Raw genomic sequence first — 19,570 nt, 5'->3', positions numbered from 1 at the left:
AACATGTTTGAAGGAAGAACCGTATAGACGTAGGGGCTGACGCTTCAGCCCTCTGGAGCTGGCGCGACCAACGGTATCTTCGGTGTTATCATGCCGACCAATAATTGACGTCAATTAATGGCGCATTGATTCCACACCCGGATACGCCACTGCATTTGGCTGTCCTTTCGCAGCGAACATTCATTGGCTCCATCCGCTATGTACGCCAGCCTGAAGTCAATCATCCCGTGGCCCCCCACCCCCGTGAAGGCGCGACGGCTGACGCTGTTGCTGTGCACCAGCTCGGTGCTGGGCAACCTGCTGGTCTATTGCATGGCCCTGCAGTTTCCACCTGGCCTGCTGGCGCTGAATTTCGCGACGCTGTTGGCCCTGTGGCTGCAACATCGCCTTTCCAGCACGATGATCAAGTTTCAGCCCCAGGAACTGGCTGATCGGCTGCTGCAGGTCCAGGAAAATGAACGTCATCGCCTCAGTCGCGAGTTGCACGACGATATCGGCCAATTGCTCACGGCGGCCAAACTGCAAAGTGAATGGCTCAAGCGCCGCATGCCCGAAGACCTGCAAAGCCAGTGCGCGACGCTCTGCGATACGCTGGAAGAAACGCTGGCGAAGGTTCGCGATGTGTCGGCCATTCTCAATCCGCGGCAACTGGCCAGTCTTGGCCTGGAAGCCAGCTTGCGCGCGCATCTGCTCAAGGCTTTGGCCAATACCGCCTTGCACTGGAGCCTGGAGTGCCAGCAGCGACTGATCGGGATTCCCGAAGAAACAGCCGTGGCGGCATTTCGACTCACGCAGGAAGCGGTGACGAACGTGTTGCGCCATGCCAGGGCGAAAAACCTCCTGGTTCGTCTGCAGCGCCTGCCCCAGGGCCTGTCACTGTCGATCAGTGATGATGGCCGGGGATTCTCTCCCGCGACAGATCCGGGGCTTGAGGGGCAGCGAGGCATGGCCGGCATGGCCGAGCGGGTCCAGCAACTGGGCGGCACATTGTCGATCATCAGCGAGCCGGGCAAAGGCACGCGCATCGAAGTACTTTTCCCCTGGGCGCCCCGTGCGCTTGAACGGGCCAGCACGAATAAGGTTCTGCATTGACTTGTAACTTGCTTCTGGTGGATGACCACTCGCTGATCAGGGCTGGCGTGCGCGCCCTGGTACTGGATATTCCCGGTTACTCGGTCGTGGGAGAAGCGAACGACGGCTCGCAGCTGGTCGAGACGGTCGAGCGCCTGGTGCCCGACATCGTCCTGCTGGATCTTTCCATGAAGCAAACCGGTGGCATGGAGGCGCTGCAACGACTCAAGCGCGTGCGTCCGCAATGCAAGGTATTGATCTTGTCGATGCACACCGACCCTGCCCTGATCATGCAGGCGCTGGAGTCAGGTGCCCACGGCTACCTGCTCAAGGACACCACCGCCACCGAGCTCGAACAGGCACTGGAAGCCCTGCGCAACAACGAGCGCTACCTGAGCCCGGCTATCGCCCACACCGTGATCAACCAGGCGCTGTTGCGCAATCGCACGAACCAGGCGCAAACAGGCGATACCCACAACCTGACGGCGCGCCAGCTGGAAATCCTGCGCCTGATCGTTCGCGGCAAATCCACCCGGGAAATCGCCAGCGGCCTTGGGCTGAGCATCAAGACCGTGGAAACCCATCGCTCGCAGATCATGAAGCGCTTGCAGATCTACGACGTGGCCGGGCTGGTTCTGTTTGCCGTGCGTGAGCGGATCATCAGTCTGGATGATTAACGATCGTCGAACCGCTCAATAAGGGTGAGTTCGCTGGCAGATGCACTCGAAGGGCTGCCGGACGCGCCGCGAAGCGCAGGTTGTCGCCTTCCAGTGGCTCGCCATCAAGGTTGATGTAGAGCCCTTCCGAAACCTTGATTTCAACCCAGGGCAAGCGGGCACGCACGAACATGTTGTCCAGACCGAAGCCATCGGCCAGCAGGTTCTTCAGGGTGCCGACCACTTCCTGGGGTGCAGGCAGAATGCTGATATCAAGCAAACCATCGTCAGCCAGTGCTTCGGGGCACAGGACGTGGCCGCCACCGGCCTGTCGACCATTGCCGATGCCCAGTGCCAGGAGCTCGCCTTTCCATTGGAAATCAGGCCCCTGCAACTCGCCGTAGGCGGCGTGCAACTCGCTGAAACGCGACAATCCGGTAAACAGATAGGCAGCTCCACCGAGCACTTTTTTCAGGTCTTCCGACGTGTTGGCGGTGACCTGGCTACCGAAACCACCCGTGGCCATGTTCAGGAAAACTTGCGAGCCGGCTTCGCCCAGGTCAATGGCACTGGCCGGGGCATCCAGTAGCTCCAATGCGGGCCCAGGTTCCAGCGGTACCCCGGCGGCGCGAGCAAAATCATTCGCGGTGCCCAAGGGCATCAGCACCAGGCTGGCATCTGCCGAGTGGTTGGCGATTGCTTCGGCGATATCGCGCAGGGTGCCATCTCCGCCCCCGGCGATAATCTGCACATAACCGGCATCCAGTGCCTCATCGACCAGCCGCTGGGCATCGCCAGCCTCCCAGGTCACCCGTACAGCCAGGTCCCAGCCCTGCTGCCGTTTCTCTTCAACTGCGGTACGCACCGCTTCGTTGAGCGCTTGCTTGCCGTGCAGAATTAACAGCGCTTTGCGTTCGCTCATGGCAGTCACTCCCAGGATTGGATTCCGTATGGCAGCTGTTGACCTCGCCCACCGCCAAAAAAGCCGTAAAAAAACCAAATATTTAAGCGAGGCCAGAGGCGAGTCCTACAGCGGTGACCATGCTGGCCCGGTGACCGGGTGCAACACGCACCCGTCAGTTGCCGGCCACAGGTGTCAGCCCAGGACTTCACTCAGTGGAATGAACCCGACAAACTCACCTGCGACCAGCGTGCGATCCTCCCGTACCTCAACCAGTCCCTCGGCCCACGCTGCACTGCGTAACACACCGGAGCTCTGGTTCTTGTAGATGATCGCTTGGCCGTTTTCCAGACGCCCTCGCAGGTACTCTCGACGATTGCCTGCCATCGGCCAGTCGAAACCCGCCGGCACCTGGAACTTCAGGGGCTCTACGTCCTGCACGCCTTGACGGCGCAAGAGATAAGGTCGGGTCAACAAGGCAAAGGTCACCAGGGTCGAGGCCGGATTACCTGGCAGACCGATCACCGGCACCCCGCGAAAGTGCCCGAAGGTCAGCGGCTTTCCAGGCTTGATGGCGAGTTTCCATAGCGTCAGCTCACCCTCCTCGCGCAAGGCAATTCCAAGAAAGTCAGCCTCACCCACCGAGACGCCTCCGGTGGAAAGGATCAGGTCAACGTCGTTGAGTTCGCCGAGGCGAGCGCGGGTAGTGGGCAGGTCGTCGGGGAGAATACCGGCGTCGATCACCTCGCAACCCAGGCGCTGCAACCAGCTGCACAGCAGCACCCGGTTGCTGTTGTAGATTTGCCCCGGGCCGAGGCGCTGACCAGGCTCGATCAGTTCATCACCGGTGGAAAGCACCGCAACGCGAACCTTGCGAATGACTTCCAGCTCCGCGCAGCCCAGTGATGCAGCCAGGCCCTGTTCGATCGGGCCCAAGCGAGTCCCGGCCACCAGCACCTGTTCTCCGGCAGTGGTTTCCTGGCCCTGAGGACGGATGTTTTGCCCCACTTTCAGACTTTGGGTGAACGCTACTCGCCCGTCCGGCTGGACCTCGGCGTTTTCCTGCATCTCGACGCAGTCGGCACCCGCCGGCACTGGAGCACCGGTAAAAATTCGCGCACACGTACCGGGCTGCAGGGGCTGCGGCGCGTTACCGGCGAAAATCTTCTGGCTAACCACCAGCGGTTCGCCGGTCCAGTCGCCCAAGCGCAACGCATAGCCGTCCATGGCGCTGTTCGGCCAGGGCGGCAAATCCAGGGTTGAAATCAAGTCCTCGGCCAGAACGCGGCCCTGCACTTGGGCCAGGGGCAAGCGTTCACGCTGCAGAATAGGCGTGGCGCCAGCCACTTCCAGCAGGCGTGCCAGTGCGGCTTCGACCGGCATCAAAGCGCCGGTCTTGCCAGGCTTACCCGCGGGATTCACAGGGTGCCGCCTGTTTCAGGTGAGTCACGAAGTTGCACGGGCGGTGCCGCGAGTCCAACTGCTCGGCGAGGATGCCATCCCACCCGGTACGTACTGCATTCGTCGAACCCGGCAGGCAGCAGACCAGCGTGCCATTGGCCAGGCCGGCCAGCGCACGGGATTGCACAGTGGAAGTGCCGATGTCGGCTACGGAAATTTGCCGAAACAGCTCGCCAAATCCGTCAACCTGCTTGTCCAGCAGGCAGCTCACCGCTTCCGGCGTGCTGTCGCGGCCGGTGAAACCGGTGCCGCCAGTGATCAGTACGACCTGCACGACATCTTCGGCAATCCAGTGGGCGACTTGCGCTCGAATTTTGTACAGATCATCTTTGAGCAGTACCCGCTCGGCCAGGCGATGCCCGGCAGCGCTCAGGCGGTCGACGAAGACCTGGCCAGAAGTGTCGGTTTCCAGGGTACGGGTGTCGCTGACCGTGAGCACCGCAATGTTCAGCGGCGCGAAAGGTACATCAGCCTTGGCTTTCATAGGCTCGTCCAGTTGTAGGAAAAACAGGCCGGTGTTATATCACAGCCCTCACTTTTTTCGCCGCCCCCATGGAGGCTCGCCATGACCCTCGAAACCCAACTGCCGCCCTGCTCCATTCTGCTCCTGGCCGGCGGGCGCGGCCAACGCATGGGGGGGCAGGACAAAGGGTTGCTGGACTGGCACGGCGAGCCGCTGATTGCGCATCTGCACCGCAAGACCCGGCCACTGAGCGATGACCTGATTATTTCCTGCAATCGCAATCTGGACAAATACGCACCCTATGCCGACCGCATGGTGCATGACGTTGAAGGGGATTTCCCGGGGCCCCTGGCGGGGATTCGCGCAGGCCTGCAGGCCGCACGGCACCGTTTCATGATGGTCTTGCCCTGTGATGTGCCGCGCATTGACGCCGCGCTGCTGCAGGCCATGCGCGAAACCGCCAGCCGGCATCCGGACAAACCATTGATGCTGCGCCATGGCGAGCATTGGGAACCGCTGTTATGCGTCATCCCCGTGGAACTCTGCCAGGCATTCGACGAGGCTTGGAGTGAGGGGGAACGCAGTCCCGGCCGGATCATGCGCAAACTGGGTGCGATCGCCCTGCAATGCCCCGAAAACGACCCGCGGCTGGCCAACCTGAATACTCCGGAGCTGTTAAGCAGCCACGGCACTGTGTCAGACTGACACTAGCCAAGGAACTTGCGCGCGTTGTACACGTCTACAAGCTCAGTAACCAAAGAATTCATATCGGAGACACACTCATGACTCAACGGACCCTCGCCACTTTCATGCTCGCACTGGGCCTTGCGACCCTAGCCGGTTGCTCTTCGCCTACCGTGATCACCTTGAATGACGGTCGCGAAATCCAGGCTGTCGACGCGCCACAGTATGATGAAGATTCCGGTTTCTACGAGTTCCAGCAACTCGACGGTAAAGAAACCCGCATCAACAAGGATCAGGTTCGTACCGTTAAAGAGCTGTAATCTTTACGGCATAGCCCGATACAGAAAAGCCCGCTTCGGCGGGCTTTTTCATGCCTGCAATACCGTCATCACCAGTCCAGAAACAGCGAGCTTTCAAAACAACGCTCCTGCCCGGTGATCGGGTCGACGAAGCGCAATCCCTGGGCCAGCAGCTTCAAGGGGTTGGCATAGTCATCGACGACGTCCTTGAGCACCTGGGGATAGAACGGATCATTACAGATGCCCGCGCCCAGGGCGGCCATGTGCACGCGCAGCTGATGTTTCTTGCCCGTGACCGGGTACAGCGCATAACGCCAGAAGTCGCCGTTCTTTTCCTTAACGTCCACCGCTGTCTCGGTATTGGTCGCGCCGGGACCTTCCTGCATGCGGAAAAAAGGTTCGCCCTCCACCAGCCTACTTTTGTGCACCCGCGGGAAACACAGCCCGGGCAACGCAGGAGCAATAGCTTCGTAGCGTTTTTCGATCTGCCGGGTCGGGAACAGGGACTGGTAGGCCGAGCGGCTGTCAGGATGGGCTGAAAACAGCACGAGGCCCGCTGTGTGGCGATCAATGCGATGCAGGGGCACCAGATGCGGATTATCCAGGCGATGGATCAACCTGCGTAGCAGGGTTTGCTCGACGTATTCACCGGCAGGCGTTACTGGCAGGAAGTGCGGCTTGTCCGCCACCACCAGATGCTCATCTGCGTACAGGATCGACTCGACCACCGGAATCGGTTTTTCATCCGCGACTTCCCGGAAATAATGAATGCGCAAACCTTCCTTGTACGGCAGGTCGAGGGGGATAGGTTGCCCAAAGCCATCCAGTACACGACCGCGGGCGATGCGGTCGAGCCATTGCTCGCGGCCGATGGCACTGAAGTGCTCGCATAGGCAGTCGAGCACGGTCTGCCACGCACCCGGGGGCAGATACAGAGTACTGGCTTGAGTGCGCGCAGCAGAAAACGATGAAGTGGACATAAGAACGCTCTGACCCCTAATGCAGGTCAGCATTATCCTGCAGCGGCCAGAACGATCCTAGAAGAGATTACTCACGCCGGTATCCGGTCGCGGGCGGCGGCCTCGGTGAACTCCTTGAGCCAGCGCAACACGTCGACCGCCTCCCAGCGGCCAGGGTCATACAATGCGTACAGCAAGCCCTGGTAACCGACCACATCCAGCTGCCGGTGATACCCTGCGCGCTGGAACAAGGCTTCGATTTCGGCGAAACAGGTGTTGAAATGCAGCTTGTTGAAGGGGGTCTTCCCTTCGGTCACCAGGCCGTCCAGGCGCAGTTCGAGAACGGCCTCTCGCACCACGTCCGCCGACATGCGGTTCACGCTGTTCTTCAACTGTTCGACATTGACCATGACTCATCCTCTGACTCGCAGGATCGCCCGCAAGACAGGCCATCCGAATAACTGTATACACATACAGTAACCGAATCAGCGAGCTTTCGCCAACGGATCAATCGGGCAGAGCGATAAGTGGAGCGCTGTTCAACGCAAAAAAGCCACTATCTGCTCGGCATCGAATGGCCAGTCCAGCTCCGCTCCCGTATCCACGCGGCGCAGCACCGGAATTCGCAACCCGTAGTCCTCGACCCAGTCTTCGTTCTCGGCAATGTCGATCAGCTCGACCAGCAAACCGTGCTCGACCAGGGGCATCAACTCTTCTTCGGCAAGTTCACACAGATGGCAACCAAGGGTGCCGAACAGCTGACATTCAGGAGGCATGGCGAGGGGCCCAGGCAAAGTAGGGGTTCATTCTAGGCCCACGATCCAAGTCAGTCGAGACGAAGCCTGCAGCGCCTGGGCAATGGCGGTTCGAGGATCTGGCAATCCCCTGACTCAAATCATTCCCGGCAAATGCCATATGAGTGATGCTCGGTCTTTTTTTGCCTCTACGCTTCATTAGCCAACTTCAAATTCGGAGAGTTCGTGTTCGCCAATCTGCTGATCATCCTAGCCTCCTCCCTGGTGGTGATTGCGCTGTTCCAGCGACTGCGCTTGCCACCGGTCCTGGGCTACCTGTGCGTGGGGCTGATGATCGGCCCCACTGCGTTCAATTGGGTCAATGAAAGCGAAGAGCTGCCGGATCTCGCCGAGCTGGGCGTGGTGTTCCTGCTATTTTCCCTGGGGCTGGAATTTTCCCTGTCGAAAATGCTGGCACTGCGACAGGTGGTGTTCGGCCTTGGCAGCCTGCAAGTGCTGATATGTGCGGTATTGCTGGGGAGCCTGCTGATGCTGTTCGGCATGCCGGGTATACCTGCGCTGTTACTGGGTGCGGGGCTGGCCCTGTCATCGACCGCCATCGTCAGCAAGGAGCTTGGCAGCCTTGGTGAAATATTCAGCAGCCACGGCCAGAACGCCATCGCCGTGCTGTTGTTCCAGGACGTGGTCGCCGTTCTGCTGCTGACCCTGGTGCCCGTGTTTGCAGGCAGTAGCGAGCAACCCTGGTACTGGGCGCTGCCCATGACGCTGGGCAAAACCCTGGTGTTGTTTGTCGGCTTGCTGATGGCCAGCCGCTGGCTTTTGCCGCGGTTATTCCATGAGGTGGCGGCGGCTCGCTCCGCAGAGCTGTTTGTGCTGCTGGCGCTGGTGATTGTCCTGCTCACCGCATGGCTGACCCACCTGCTCGGCCTGTCGCCTGCACTGGGGGCGTTTCTCGCCGGCATGTTGCTGGGCGAGAGCCACTACCGCCATCAGATCGAGGCTGACATCCGCCCCTTCCGCGACATCCTCCTTGGATTGTTTTTCGTCAGCATCGGCATGTTGATCGACTTGCAGCTATTTGCCAGCCATGGCCTGCTGATCCTGGGGTTGACGCTGGCGTTGCTGCTGATCAAGGGCAGCGTTGTCGCGCTGCTGGTCAAATGGCGTGGCAGTGACACCGAAACCGCCTGGCGTAGCGGCCTCGCGCTGGCCCAGGGCGGGGAGTTCTGCTTTGCGCTGATGGCGCAAATGCAAACGAGCAAAATGCTTCCGGGCGACTTCGCCGCACTGCTGCTTGCCGCCACCTTTTGCTCGATGCTGGTGACGCCCTTGCTCCTGCGCGCGGCGCCGCGCATAGCCGCGCGCTTGCATCGCAAACCCAATGAAGAAGCGCAGCTGGAACAGATCAGCGCACTCAATGCCGGCCTGGACGGTCACGTAGTCATCTGCGGATACGGCCGGGTTGGCCAGTCCATCGGCCGCTTCCTGCGCCATGAACATCAAGCCTACATTGCGCTGGACAACGACCCGGTGCGAGTACAGGAGGCCGCTGTCAGCGAACGTTGCGTGCACTACGGCGACTCCCGCCGCGGCGAACTGCTGCTCGCAGTGGGACTGGACCGCGCCCGGCTGCTGGTGATTGCCGTGGACCGGGCCGACATTGCCATGCTCATCCTCAAGCAGGCGCGCGTGCACAACTCGAGCGTACCGATCCTGGTGCGCACTCGCGATGACAGCCAGCTCGCCGAATTGAATGCAGCAGGGGCCAGCGAGGTCGTGCCGGAGCTGCTGGAATCGAGCCTGATGCTCGCCTCCCACGCGCTGATCATGCTCGGCCTGCCCGCACAACAGGTTAAGGACCGCGTAGACCAGGTCCGCATCGATCGCTATCGCCTGTTGCACGACTTCTATCCAGGTTCGGACGACGATGAACGTTGAATCAGTCCTGGCTGACCGCGCCGATCTTGTGGATCGCCAGGTCCGCACCGTGATACTCATCTTCCTGGCTCAGGCGCAGGCCATGCAGCGCCTTGATGCCGCCATAAATCGCCAGGCCGCCGAGCAGCGCCACGATTACGCCCAGCGCCGTACCGATCAACTGGCTGATCAGGCTGACGCCGCCCAAGCCGCCCAGTGCGACCTGGCCGAATATCCCGCAGGCGATCCCCCCCCAAACCCCGCACAGGCCATGCAGCGGCCACACGCCCAGCACATCGTCAATGCGCCATTTGACTTGCGCGGCAGTAAAACACCAGACAAACAGCGCCCCGGCAATCGCACCGGTAACGAGAGCGCCCACCGGGTGCATCAAATCGGAACCGGCGCAGATCGCAACCAGTCCGGCCAACGGCCCGTTATGCAGAAAGCCGGGGTCGTTGCGCCCGACGATCAGTGCCGCCACAGTACCGCCCACCATGGCCATCAGCGAGTTCACTGCCACCAGTCCGCTGACGTTACCCAGGGTCTGCGCGCTCATGACGTTGAACCCGAACCAGCCAACGATCAGAATCCACGACCCCAACGCCAGGAACGGAATACTCGACGGCGCGAACGCGACCAGCCGGCCGTCGCGATATCGGCCCTGTCGTGGTCCCAGCAGCAACACGGCCGCCAGCGCCAGCCAGCCGCCCATGGCATGGACTACCACCGACCCGGCAAAGTCATGGAAGCTGGCGCCAAAACGCGCCAGCAGCCAGGCTTGCAGGCCGTAGTTGCCATTCCACATCATGCCTTCGAAAAACGGGTAGATGAACGCCACGATCAAGGCTGTCGCGCACAGCTGTGGTACAAACCTTGCGCGCTCGGCGATGCCCCCGGAGATGATGGCCGGGATTGCAGCGGCGAAGGTCAGCAGGAAAAAAAACTTCACCAGTCCATAACCATGATCGGCGTTCAGTATCGCCGCCGGTTGCATGAAGGTGACCCCATAGGAAATCCAGTAGCCTATAAAGAAATAGGCAAGGGTCGAAATGGCGAAGTCACTGAGGATTTTCGACAGCGCGTTGACCTGATTTTTCTGGCGAACCGTGCCGACCTCGAGAAAGGCGAAACCGGCATGCATGGCCAACACCATGACGGCGCCGATCAGAATGAACAACGTATTGGAGCTGTGAACCAGAGTGTTGACAGCGCTTTGCAGATTTTCCATGGGATCGGCAGACCTTAAGGCTAAAAAAGCACCAAAGCAGTTCGCGCAGAAGATTTATGCACCAAGTTGCACCTCAACAAGGTTCTCAAGGGAAGCCTGGGGAGCCGTTTTGGTGCGCAAGGTCATGACCTATGCGCGGGTTTCAATTATTTGAGTTATGGTTTTGCTCAAACCATGCCCAGCAACAGCGCAACGGCGCGGGCTGGCGCACCATGGCAAAGCAAAAGCTGTACCAGTCATTTGGACTGAACCTTCACTTACCGCTCATACTCGAACGCAACAGACGCCACTTACGGAGATCACCAATGGCCAGCATCAAGGCAAAGACTGCTCAAGAAATACTGATGAATGATTTTCAAACATTGGTCAGCGACACTGAACGGTTGCTGGAACACACCAAAACCATCGCTGGTGATCAGGCTGATGAATTGCGCGACCAGATTCACGACAGCCTCCTGCGCGCCCGGGAAACCCTCAAACTGACCGAAGACTCCCTGCGCGAGCGCGGTCAGGCTGCGGTCACTGCGACCGAAGATTACGTCCAGGCCAACCCGTGGCAATCGGTCGGGATTGCCGCCGGCGTAGGTTTCCTGATCGGCCTTCTGGCCACCCGGCGCTGATATGGCGATCGGCGAATCCAGCTCGTCCGCGACGGGCCAAAGCTCCTCACCGCGGCGCTTGGGTGCCGCTTTTCTCGGGTTGCTGCACAGTCATGTCGAGCTCTTCGGCATCGAGTTGCAGGAACAGAAAGCCCGCACCGTAAGCCTGTTGTTGTTTGCGGGCCTGGCGCTGGTGTTTGCCCTGCTGTTGCTGGTGGGCCTGTCGACCCTGGTCATGATCCTGTTCTGGGACACCTACCGCCTGGCAGCCATCATCGGCCTCTGTGTGTTCTACACGCTGGCGGCCATCTTCTGCGCTGTGCGCCTGAAGGCAGCGATTTTCGATGAGTCCTCGCCATTCCACGGTACGCTGGAAGAACTGGCCAATGACCGGGAGCGCCTGTTGCCATGAGTCTGCCCGAACTGCCGCACAACACCTCACGCACTGAAATGCGCAAGGCGCTGATCCGCCTGCGCATGGAAATGCATCGCCAGGAAATTCGCCACGAATCCGCGCAATTGCTGCAGCCTTTGCACCGCGTGCGCGGGATGACGCAAAGCATTCAAGGCGGGTTTGGCATCAAGCATGCACCGCTCTGGGGCGTCGCCGCAGTGACACTGCTGGGCTTCCTGACCGGCAAAGGCGCCAAGACCGGCGGCGCCGGTGGCGTTACCCGGCTGATTCGCCTGACTACGACCCTGGGCCCGTTGATCAAACTGGTCATGCAGGGCTCATCGCGCAAACACTAAGCAAGCTGGCTGTATTCTTGCAACATCATGCGGGGTTGGATCTCTTGGACAAGAGGTTCAACCCCGCGTGCCTACTGCTGCGTGCCTGACAGGTACCCGGATAATCCCAGAACAAGAATTTAGCAAGGAGGCCTCGTGATCGACGGGCAACCGCTCGCCTGTTTCCAACCGTTCATTGATACCGCCACCGGTCGCATCGCAGGCGTCGAGGCCTTGGGAAGACTGCGTCAGGCGGACGGCCAGTTGACGTCGGTCGGCCCATTGTTTGCCGATCCCAGAATCCCTGCGGCCGCCTTGCGTCGCCTCGACCGGCAGATCCGCGACCACGCCTTGAGCCGCCTGCATGCAGCCCCCGCAGACTGGTTCCTGAGCCTGAACATGTCACCACGATGGGTCAATCGCCTGCGTCCAGAGCAGGACCTGCCAAGCCTCAAGCAGATGACCAGGCATGACGTCGACCCGCAACGCATCGTCTACGAAATCACCGAGGTCGGTGGCGACATCCAGCGCCTCGCCGACGTGGTCGCGCGATATCGCCGGGCAGGCGCCAGGATTGCCATTGATGATTTTGGTGCCGGGTATTCCCAGCTCGATCGGGTACTGGCCCTGCAACCGGATATTCTCAAACTCGACATGCGCCTGTTTCAGGCTGCAGCGTTGGGTGGGCCGAGCAGCGACGTGGTCAAGGCCCTGGCGCAAATGGCCGAAAAGACCGGTTGCTGGATCATCGCCGAAGGGGTGGAAACCGATGCCCAGCTCAATTTTGCCCTGGAGTGCGGTTCGCGCTACGTCCAGGGCTTTCTGTTCGCCCGGGCCGAGGAAGACTTCTTCCACACCGATGCGTTCGTCGACCATTTCGCCCAGCTGCGCCACCGCTACGTCCAGCAAAAACTGCTTGAGCGTGGCCGCCTGATGGTCATGCGCCAGCAGCTGAGCGAACTGATGGGCATTCTGCAGGACTGGGCCCAGGCTAGCGCGCCGCTCAGCGCCCTGCCCCGGCTCGATGCCTTCCCCTGGTTGCTGCGGTTTTACCAATGTGATCGACACGGCACACAACTGACGCCGAACCTGGAATGGAGCCAGAATGGCTGGAAAGCCGACAATCGCTATCTGGGCCATAACTGGTCATGGCGCCCATATTTCTATCACCTGCTGGCCGAAGGCTGGGACGAGCGCCGCCTGACGCTCTCCAATACTTACCGAGATGCCACCACCAACCAGTATTGCCTGACCGCCGGACAGTTTTTCGCCCATGGAGAAAGGCTGTTGCTCATCGACATCGACGCCGCCGGCCTTTAGTTCCGCTTGCACGTCCCGACCTGAACCCGGAAGCTTAGGCCATCAGTCACCTGACGGAGAGAATCAGCCTTGGATTGGCAAACCCTGCTCACTCGCGAACGCCTCGGAAAGCCCCTGCACAGTCCGGAAGAGCTCGGACGCAGCCCCTTTCACAAGGACCACGACCGCATCATCTTCTCCGGAGCGTTCCGTCGCCTGGGGCGCAAGACCCAGGTTCACCCGGTCACCAGCAACGACCACATCCACACTCGCCTGACGCACTCGCTGGAAGTCAGTTGCGTCGGGCGGTCCCTGGGCATGCGCGTTGGCGAGACCATCCGCAACGCCCTGCCCGACTGGTGTGAGCCCAGCGACCTGGGCATGGTGGTGCAATCGGCTTGCCTGGCGCACGATATTGGTAATCCGCCGTTCGGCCATTCCGGCGAAGACGCCATCCGCCATTGGTTTCAGCAGGCCGCCGGGCGCGGCTGGCTGGATGCGATGAGCGAGGTCGAGCGCAATGATTTTCTCAATTTCGAAGGTAACGCCCAAGGCTTCCGGGTGCTGACGCAACTTGAATACCACCAGTTCGATGGCGGCACCCGTTTGACCTATGCCACTCTGGGGACTTACCTCAAGTACCCATGGACGGCAAAGCATGCCGACTCCCTGGGCTACAAGAAGCACAAGTTCGGCTGCTACCAGAGCGAGTTGCCGTTACTGGAACAGATCGCCCACAAACTCGGCCTGCCGCAACTTGAAGATCAGCGCTGGGCGCGCCATCCGCTGGTCTACCTGATGGAGGCTGCCGATGACATCTGCTACGCGCTGATCGATCTGGAAGACGGCCTGGAAATGGAGCTGCTCGAGTACGCGGAAGTCGAGGCGCTGTTGCTGGACCTGGTGGGTGACGATCTGCCTGAAACCTATCGCCAGCTAGGCCCGTCGGATTCGCGGCGGCGCAAATTGGCGATCCTGCGCGGCAAAGCCATCGAACACCTGACCAACGCCGCCGCGCGGGCGTTTGTCGAGCAGCAGGACGCACTTCTGGCCGGCGTGCTGCCCGGCGATCTGGTGGAGCACATGCACGGTCCGGCAAAACGCTGCGTGCTGAATGCCAAGGACATGGCGCGTAAAAAGATCTTCCAGGACAAACGCAAGACCCTGCATGAGATCGGAGCCTACACGACCCTGGAGATCCTGCTGAATGCCTTCTGCGGTGCGGCGCTGGAACAGCATGACGGTCGAACGCCGTCCTTCAAGAGCCGGCGCATCCTGGATTTGCTTGGCAACAATGCACCCGACCCTCGCGGCCCGTTGCATACGTCATTCTTGCGCATGATCGACTTCATCGCCGGCATGACCGACAGCTACGCCAGCGAAATGGCCCTTGAAATGACCGGTCGTTCCAGTCACTGACCGACACCTGCTGATCGCCCATTACGCCCTGCGTGTGGCCGATCAGCCCTCAGTAGCCCTGAAACACTCAAGGCCTGACGAATCGTCCTACAGCGCATGTCGCGCCGACTGATCGATTGCTCCCACCTGTCGCGAAATAATCACCCTCCGTCAGCTCGACGGCTCAGTGTGAGTATCCCGATGAAAGAAGCAGACTTGCGCATCCTTCTGGTTGAAGATCACGACTTCCAACTTCGAGCAACTCAAATCCTGCTCCAAAGCTACGGCTTCGAACACATCACCACGGCCGGCAGTGCCGAGGTCGCCCTGCATAGGATGCGCGAGACGCCTACACCCTACGACGTCCTGTTGTGTGATCAATGTTTGCCCGACTTGCGCGGCTTGCAACTGATCGAAGCGGCAACGCACATGGGAATGATCAAGCGCGCGATACTGCTCAGTAGCCTGACATCAGTAGAACTGGACGAACTTGCACAGTCGGCGATCAGACTGGGATTACCGCTGTCAGGTTTTCTGATAAAGCCTCTGAAACATCTGGAACTTATAACGCTATTGACTTCAGCCAAGTAATTAACGCCAAAATCTCGCAAACTTAAACTCAGTAAATCGCTCTGGAGCTTGTTTTTTTAAACTTATCAGCACCCGCTTGAAACCTTGAAACTTTTAAATATCCAATACAATCACTGATTATAACGTAGTACTTTTCCTGCTCTGCTGTAGGAATCATCTGATATTAAGGATAGAGGTAGGCCTGTTCATGCGATAGCGGAACCTTCTGAGCTAAGGTGCGCGCTTTATCTACATTCGCATGGGATTTGATTATGAACTCCGTTTTTATCGTCGACGACCACCCAGTTATCCGCCTTGCCGTAAGAATGTTGCTGGAGCATGAAAAATTCAAAGTCGTCGGTGAAACGGATAACGGCGTAGACGCGATGCAGATGATTCGTGAATGCATGCCTGACCTGGTGATTCTCGACATCAGCATTCCCAAACTTGACGGGCTGGAAATTCTCACCCGACTCAACGCCATGAATCCCCGCATCAAGACTTTGGTATTGACGGCGCAATGCCCGACACTGTTTGGCATACGTTGTATGCAGTCGGGCGCGTCCGGATATGTGTGCAAGCAGGAAGGCCTGAGTGAACTGGTCAGCGCCATCAAGGCTGTATTATCAGGATACAACTACTTTCCAAGTGCGGCGCTCAATCCCATTCGTGGCGACCACATTCGCCACGCCGAGATCGAACTGTTCAAATCAGTCAATGATCGAGAATTGATGGTGCTACAACTTTTTTCCCAGGGCCGCAGTAACAAGGAAATTGCCAAGGCCATGCTGCTGAGCAACAAGACCGTCAGCACTTACAAAAAAAGACTCATGCACAAGCTGAAGGCCAGATCGCTGGTCGAACTCATTGAACTGGCAAAACGCAACGCACTCGTGTGAGAAACAGCATGCCCAGTCGCGCCAAGGAATACCTGATGCTGATGACCGTAGCTCTTTTCCCGAGCAGTCCGGTACAGGCCGCGCCGATCGAAAGTCAAAGCTACTCCTTGCTCAGTCGGGCCACGGCCGCACAACATGAGGTGCCATTGGATCGACCGCAACGACTCTGGATACTGAACAGGTCCGAGCTGGTCCTGGGCACCTCAGCCCCCGATTATCCGCCCTTCGACATGACCATCGACAGCAGCCAGGATTACGAAGGGCTGACCGCCGACTATGCAGGTCTTCTCGGCGCGACCACCGGTTTACCGATCAAGGTCAGGCGGTTCTCCACCCGGGATGATGCCATCGAGGCGCTGGAGAATGGCGAAGTCGATTTTCTGGGGACGTCCAACGGCTTCGAAGCCGAACATCCGGACATCCTGCTGTCCGAACCCTATGCCGTTGATCAACCGGTGCTGGTCACGCGCGAGGAAGAAACCCGATCCCTGACCGATGGGCTGAGGGGTTTGCGAATGAGCATGGTCTATCACTATCTGCCGCTGGGGGAAGTAAAGAGGCTATACCCCAATGCGGTTATCACGCCCTACCCCTCCTACCAGAATGCGATCAATGCAGTGGCCTTCGATCAGGCCGATGTTTTTCTCGGCGACGCGATTTCAACTCACTACATGATAAACAAGGGCTACCTGAACAACATCCGCATGGCGAGCTTCGGCAAACATGAAGCGCATGGCTTCAGTTTTGCGGTGCACAAAGACAATCCGCAATTGCTGGGCATCATCAATTCGATGCTGGCCGCCCTCCCAACCAGTGAAAAAGACAACATCGGCAAACGCTGGGGCGCCGGCGGTGACATCCTGATCAGCGATCACAACCTGCAGTTCACCGATCGCGAAAAGCGCTGGATGGCAGCCCATCCGGTGGTTCGCGTAATTGTGAACGAAGCCTATGCACCGCTGACGTTTTTCGACCGCGACGGCAACTTTCGTGGCGTCACGGCCGACCTGCTGGAATTGATCAGGCTGCGCACCGGCTTGCGCTTCGATATTCAGCGCAGCCGCAATGATGGCGAGATGATCGAACGCGTCGCTGACAAGCAGGCTGACATGATCACCGCCCTGCTCCCCAGTACCCAACGTGAATCTACCCTTAATTTCACACGGCCCTACCTGCAGAACTCGTTTGTCTTGCTCACGCGAAAACTGGCCGGTAGCCCGACCAATCTCGAACAGATGCAGGGCAAGCGCCTGACCATCGCACAGGGCAATCCGATGGTGGATTATCTGCGTCGCGAATTCCCGCAAATCAAACTGATCGAAACACCCGATACCTTCAGCGCCGTGGAAATGCTGTCCGATGGGCGCGCCGACGCTGCGGTCAACTCACTGGTCATCGCCAACTATTTCATGTCCGCGCGGATTTTCGGCCGTGATCTGCAGATCGGCACCACAATCGGCACTCAGCAGGCCGCGTTTTCTCTGGCGACCGCCCGGGACTCCAGGGAACTGAACTCGATTCTCGACAAGGCGTTGCTGAGCATCGCACCGGACGAACTGGGGGTAATCAACAGTCGCTGGCGCGGCTACTCGGCTTCAGCGCAGGACTCATGGCAGGACTACCGTCGCATTTTTTACCAGATCGTTATCACTGCCGGCATCCTGCTGCTGATTTCATTCACCTGGAACGCTTACCTGCGCCGGGAGATCAAACAGCGCCAGGCCGCAGAGCGTGCGCTGAGTGATCAATACGAATTCATGCGATCGCTGGTCAATGGCACGCCGCATCCCATGTATGTCCGCGACCGCCAGGGGTTGCTGCAAAGCTGTAACGACAGCTATCTCGAAACATTCAACGCCAAACGCGAGGACGTCATCGGTAAAAGCGTGATGCCGGGCAACATGAGCAACGCATTCGAGGCCCGGGAATATCAGGCCGACTATCAGCGCGTAGTGGCAGAAGGCATCCCGCTGGTGCTCGACCGGGATTTGCACATCGGCGGACGCAGGCTGACCATTTATCACTGGGTACTGCCCTATCGTGATTCGCGCGGCATGGTCCAGGGCATCATCGGCGGCTGGATCGACATCAGTGACCGGCGCCAATTGTTCGAAGAACTGCGGCGTGCCAAGGAACGCGCCGATGAAGCCAACCGGGCCAAAAGCAATTTCCTGGCGACCATGAGCCATGAAATCCGCACCCCGATGAACGCCGTCATTGGCATGCTCGAGTTGACGCTCAAGCGAATCGAGCAGAATCACCCGGATCGGCCCGCGATCGACGTTGCCTATACCTCGGCGCGGGACCTGCTGGAGCTCATCGGTGACATTCTGGACATTGCGCGGGTCGAATCCGGCCGCCTGGAATTGAACCCGGAACGGGTCAATCTCCATGAAGTCGTCGCGTCGGTGGTCAATATCTTCGAGGGCCTCGCGCGGCAGAAAAAACTCGAGCTACTGCTGGAGTTTCAATGCGACGACCCCGCCATTGACGTGCTGCTGGACCCTGTGCGGTTCAAGCAGGTGCTGTCCAACCTGATCAGTAACGCCATCAAGTTCACCCCCCAGGGCCATGTCCGGATCGCCGTCGACCTGAGCCCCACCGGGCCGGACGCAGTGCAGATGCATCTGAGCGTTGAGGACAGCGGCATCGGTATCAGTGAAGACGATCAGAGTCGGCTGTTCGCCCCTTTCGTCCAGGCAGACAACGGTGCCAAAGCGGGCCGTGGCGGAGCAGGCCTGGGGCTGATGATCAGTCGCAGCCTGTGCAAGTTGATGGGAGGCAGCCTGCAACTGAGCAGTCACCCAGGTATCGGAACTCAAGTGCAGGTCTCACTGCACCTGCCAGCTCTGGCGCAGCAACAGGCGGCATTGACCATTGAACAGCTACCCCAGCCGCCCAGGACAGTGCTGAAAGTCCTGGTGGTCGATGACCACCCTGCCAACCGGCTACTCATGTGCCAGCAACTGGAGTTTCTTGGTCATGTGTCCCGGGTTGCGGAGGATGGCGCGGCGGCGTTCAGACTTTGGCAGACCGAGGCGTTCGACCTGGTAATCGCCGACTGCAACATGCCGGTCATGAACGGGTATGAACTGGTTGGCGCCATTCGCGGCGAGGAGCAACGCCTGCAGCGCCCGCCCACTGTCGTTTTGGGTTTCACTGCCAATGCCCAGCCGGAAGAGATCGCCCGCTGCAAAGAAGCCGGCATGGATGACTGCCTGTTCAAGCCGCTCCCCCTGAACGCATTGAGCCACTGGATTGAAAGCCTCAATCCCGAGGCGCAGTCCCCGGCATTCAACCTTGCGGGGCTGCAGCAACTGACGGGAGGAAACCCGGCGCTGGACCTGCGATTACTCAACGAACTGCTTAAAAGCAATCGTCTGGACCGCCAGGAGTTATTGGCGGTGCCCAGCAACGCTGAGCCACAGGCTTTTTTGGATATTGCCCACAAAATCAAGGGCGCAGCGCGGATCATCCAGGCCTCGAGCCTCATCGACAGCTGCGAATCACTGGAGGCAGCCTGCCAGGGTGGGTTGGACGCGCAGGCCATATCCGACTGCACCCAGGCGATGGCACGCGACATGGTGCAACTGGAACTGGCTCTTTTGCAGCAAATATGCGAGCACGAGCGCAGCACAACGGGGGAGCCTTAACTATGCTTGGGCGCTAAGCAGTGAGT

The 19,570-nt window shown here is 59.4% G+C and carries 20 protein-coding genes; 13 read left to right on the top strand and 7 right to left on the bottom strand.

Annotation, left to right across the window (positions count from 1 at the left end):
* Positions 1–198 precede the first annotated feature (198 nt).
* Positions 199–1,092 carry a sensor histidine kinase gene (locus EQV97_RS25060; RefSeq protein WP_240890277.1) on the top strand — a complete coding sequence of 298 codons (894 nt, stop codon included), beginning with the start codon at positions 199–201 and terminating at the stop codon, positions 1,090–1,092.
* Positions 1,089–1,748, top strand: a complete 660-nt coding sequence (locus EQV97_RS25055; RefSeq protein ID WP_122841346.1) for a response regulator transcription factor — start codon at positions 1,089–1,091, stop codon at positions 1,746–1,748. The genes EQV97_RS25060 and EQV97_RS25055 overlap by 4 nt, the downstream gene beginning before the upstream one ends.
* Here EQV97_RS25055 and yegS read toward each other — a convergent pair.
* From yegS to moaB, 3 genes are all read right to left on the bottom strand, one after another.
* On the bottom strand, positions 1,732–2,649 hold the full coding sequence (gene yegS, locus EQV97_RS25050; protein ID WP_122841347.1) for a lipid kinase YegS: 918 nt from the start codon (positions 2,647–2,649) through the stop codon (positions 1,732–1,734). The two genes, EQV97_RS25055 and yegS, sit on opposite strands and share 17 nt — an antisense overlap.
* 174 nt (positions 2,650–2,823) lie before the next feature.
* Positions 2,824–4,011 (bottom strand): gephyrin-like molybdotransferase Glp, encoded by a 1,188-nt coding sequence (gene glp, locus EQV97_RS25045; protein WP_240890276.1) that lies wholly within the window; start codon positions 4,009–4,011, stop codon positions 2,824–2,826.
* Positions 4,012–4,033: 22 nt separating this feature from the next.
* The gene (gene moaB / locus EQV97_RS25040) at positions 4,034–4,573 is read right to left on the bottom strand and encodes a molybdenum cofactor biosynthesis protein B (RefSeq protein WP_045058105.1); all 540 of its coding nucleotides are present in this window, start codon (positions 4,571–4,573) and stop codon (positions 4,034–4,036) included.
* Between the two features lie 81 nt (positions 4,574–4,654).
* Here moaB and mobA point away from each other — a divergent pair, with 81 nt between their 5' ends.
* Together mobA and EQV97_RS25030 are read left to right on the top strand one after the other, a co-directional pair.
* Complete coding sequence (mobA, locus tag EQV97_RS25035) at positions 4,655–5,257, top strand: molybdenum cofactor guanylyltransferase MobA (RefSeq protein WP_122841349.1); 603 nt, start codon at positions 4,655–4,657, stop codon at positions 5,255–5,257.
* Between the two features lie 77 nt (positions 5,258–5,334).
* Complete coding sequence (locus EQV97_RS25030; RefSeq protein ID WP_122841350.1) at positions 5,335–5,556, top strand: YgdI/YgdR family lipoprotein; 222 nt, start codon at positions 5,335–5,337, stop codon at positions 5,554–5,556.
* Between the two features lie 68 nt (positions 5,557–5,624).
* On the opposite strand, the gene EQV97_RS25025 is transcribed toward EQV97_RS25030, so the two are convergent.
* The 3 genes from EQV97_RS25025 to EQV97_RS25015 all read right to left on the bottom strand — a co-directional run bounded on the left by EQV97_RS25025 (position 5,625) and on the right by EQV97_RS25015 (position 7,270).
* Positions 5,625–6,515, bottom strand: coding sequence for a pseudouridine synthase (locus EQV97_RS25025; RefSeq protein ID WP_122841351.1), 891 nt, complete (start codon positions 6,513–6,515; stop codon positions 5,625–5,627).
* A gap of 71 nt (positions 6,516–6,586) precedes the next feature.
* A complete protein-coding gene (locus EQV97_RS25020) occupies positions 6,587–6,904 on the bottom strand; it encodes a transcriptional regulator (RefSeq protein ID WP_122841352.1) in 318 nt (105 codons plus the stop codon).
* Positions 6,905–7,033: 129 nt separating this feature from the next.
* On the bottom strand, positions 7,034–7,270 hold the full coding sequence (locus EQV97_RS25015) for a glutaredoxin family protein (RefSeq protein ID WP_122841353.1): 237 nt from the start codon (positions 7,268–7,270) through the stop codon (positions 7,034–7,036).
* A 204-nt stretch (positions 7,271–7,474) separates the two neighbouring features.
* On the opposite strand from EQV97_RS25015, the gene EQV97_RS25010 reads away from it, so the two are divergent.
* Positions 7,475–9,187: a monovalent cation:proton antiporter-2 (CPA2) family protein gene (locus EQV97_RS25010; RefSeq protein ID WP_122841354.1), complete on the top strand. Its 1,713-nt coding sequence runs from the start codon at positions 7,475–7,477 to the stop codon at positions 9,185–9,187.
* 1 nt (position 9,188) lies between these two features.
* On the opposite strand, the gene EQV97_RS25005 is transcribed toward EQV97_RS25010, so the two are convergent.
* Positions 9,189–10,397 carry an ammonium transporter gene (locus tag EQV97_RS25005; RefSeq protein ID WP_225570725.1) on the bottom strand — a complete coding sequence of 403 codons (1,209 nt, stop codon included), beginning with the start codon at positions 10,395–10,397 and terminating at the stop codon, positions 9,189–9,191.
* Positions 10,398–10,702: 305 nt separating this feature from the next.
* On the opposite strand from EQV97_RS25005, the gene EQV97_RS25000 reads away from it, so the two are divergent.
* From EQV97_RS25000 to EQV97_RS24965, 8 genes are all read left to right on the top strand, one after another.
* Positions 10,703–11,017 carry a YqjD family protein gene (locus tag EQV97_RS25000; RefSeq protein WP_045058097.1) on the top strand — a complete coding sequence of 105 codons (315 nt, stop codon included), beginning with the start codon at positions 10,703–10,705 and terminating at the stop codon, positions 11,015–11,017.
* Between the two features lies 1 nt (position 11,018).
* Positions 11,019–11,408 (top strand): phage holin family protein, encoded by a 390-nt coding sequence (locus tag EQV97_RS24995; protein WP_122841356.1) that lies wholly within the window; start codon positions 11,019–11,021, stop codon positions 11,406–11,408.
* A complete protein-coding gene (locus tag EQV97_RS24990) occupies positions 11,405–11,746 on the top strand; it encodes a hypothetical protein (RefSeq protein ID WP_240890256.1) in 342 nt (113 codons plus the stop codon). The genes EQV97_RS24995 and EQV97_RS24990 overlap by 4 nt, the downstream gene beginning before the upstream one ends.
* 135 nt (positions 11,747–11,881) lie before the next feature.
* Positions 11,882–13,045, top strand: a complete 1,164-nt coding sequence (locus EQV97_RS24985) for an EAL domain-containing protein (RefSeq protein WP_240890255.1) — start codon at positions 11,882–11,884, stop codon at positions 13,043–13,045.
* A gap of 69 nt (positions 13,046–13,114) precedes the next feature.
* Positions 13,115–14,443, top strand: coding sequence for a deoxyguanosinetriphosphate triphosphohydrolase (locus EQV97_RS24980; protein WP_240890254.1), 1,329 nt, complete (start codon positions 13,115–13,117; stop codon positions 14,441–14,443).
* 180 nt (positions 14,444–14,623) lie between these two features.
* Entirely contained in the window at positions 14,624–15,013 is a 390-nt protein-coding gene (locus tag EQV97_RS24975) for a response regulator (protein ID WP_240890253.1), read from the top strand.
* Between the two features lie 251 nt (positions 15,014–15,264).
* Complete coding sequence (locus EQV97_RS24970; protein ID WP_122841360.1) at positions 15,265–15,891, top strand: response regulator transcription factor; 627 nt, start codon at positions 15,265–15,267, stop codon at positions 15,889–15,891.
* 8 nt (positions 15,892–15,899) lie between these two features.
* Entirely contained in the window at positions 15,900–19,544 is a 3,645-nt protein-coding gene (locus EQV97_RS24965; RefSeq protein WP_240890252.1) for a transporter substrate-binding domain-containing protein, read from the top strand.
* Positions 19,545–19,570 lie beyond the last annotated feature (26 nt).

It is taken from the genome of Pseudomonas sp. TMW22090 (assembly GCF_022496665.1).
Lineage (GTDB): Bacteria > Pseudomonadota > Gammaproteobacteria > Pseudomonadales > Pseudomonadaceae > Aquipseudomonas > Aquipseudomonas gregormendelii.
This window is presented reverse-complemented; position numbering and strand designations above follow the sequence as displayed.

Coding starts and splice junctions, on each gene's coding strand:
- EQV97_RS25015 (WP_122841353.1), bottom strand. CDS start 7,270: ATGCCTCCTGAATGTCAGCTGTTCGGCACCCTTGGTTGCCATCTGTGT.
- EQV97_RS24995 (WP_122841356.1), top strand. CDS start 11,019: ATGGCGATCGGCGAATCCAGCTCGTCCGCGACGGGCCAAAGCTCCTCA.
- glp (WP_240890276.1), bottom strand. CDS start 4,011: ATGCCGGTCGAAGCCGCACTGGCACGCCTGCTGGAAGTGGCTGGCGCC.
- EQV97_RS25020 (WP_122841352.1), bottom strand. CDS start 6,904: ATGGTCAATGTCGAACAGTTGAAGAACAGCGTGAACCGCATGTCGGCG.
- EQV97_RS24970 (WP_122841360.1), top strand. CDS start 15,265: ATGAACTCCGTTTTTATCGTCGACGACCACCCAGTTATCCGCCTTGCC.
- EQV97_RS25030 (WP_122841350.1), top strand. CDS start 5,335: ATGACTCAACGGACCCTCGCCACTTTCATGCTCGCACTGGGCCTTGCG.
- EQV97_RS25005 (WP_225570725.1), bottom strand. CDS start 10,397: ATGGAAAATCTGCAAAGCGCTGTCAACACTCTGGTTCACAGCTCCAAT.
- EQV97_RS25000 (WP_045058097.1), top strand. CDS start 10,703: ATGGCCAGCATCAAGGCAAAGACTGCTCAAGAAATACTGATGAATGAT.
- yegS (WP_122841347.1), bottom strand. CDS start 2,649: ATGAGCGAACGCAAAGCGCTGTTAATTCTGCACGGCAAGCAAGCGCTC.
- EQV97_RS25025 (WP_122841351.1), bottom strand. CDS start 6,515: ATGTCCACTTCATCGTTTTCTGCTGCGCGCACTCAAGCCAGTACTCTG.
- EQV97_RS24990 (WP_240890256.1), top strand. CDS start 11,405: ATGAGTCTGCCCGAACTGCCGCACAACACCTCACGCACTGAAATGCGC.
- EQV97_RS24975 (WP_240890253.1), top strand. CDS start 14,624: ATGAAAGAAGCAGACTTGCGCATCCTTCTGGTTGAAGATCACGACTTC.
- moaB (WP_045058105.1), bottom strand. CDS start 4,573: ATGAAAGCCAAGGCTGATGTACCTTTCGCGCCGCTGAACATTGCGGTG.
- EQV97_RS25060 (WP_240890277.1), top strand. CDS start 199: ATGTACGCCAGCCTGAAGTCAATCATCCCGTGGCCCCCCACCCCCGTG.
- EQV97_RS24965 (WP_240890252.1), top strand. CDS start 15,900: ATGCCCAGTCGCGCCAAGGAATACCTGATGCTGATGACCGTAGCTCTT.
- mobA (WP_122841349.1), top strand. CDS start 4,655: ATGACCCTCGAAACCCAACTGCCGCCCTGCTCCATTCTGCTCCTGGCC.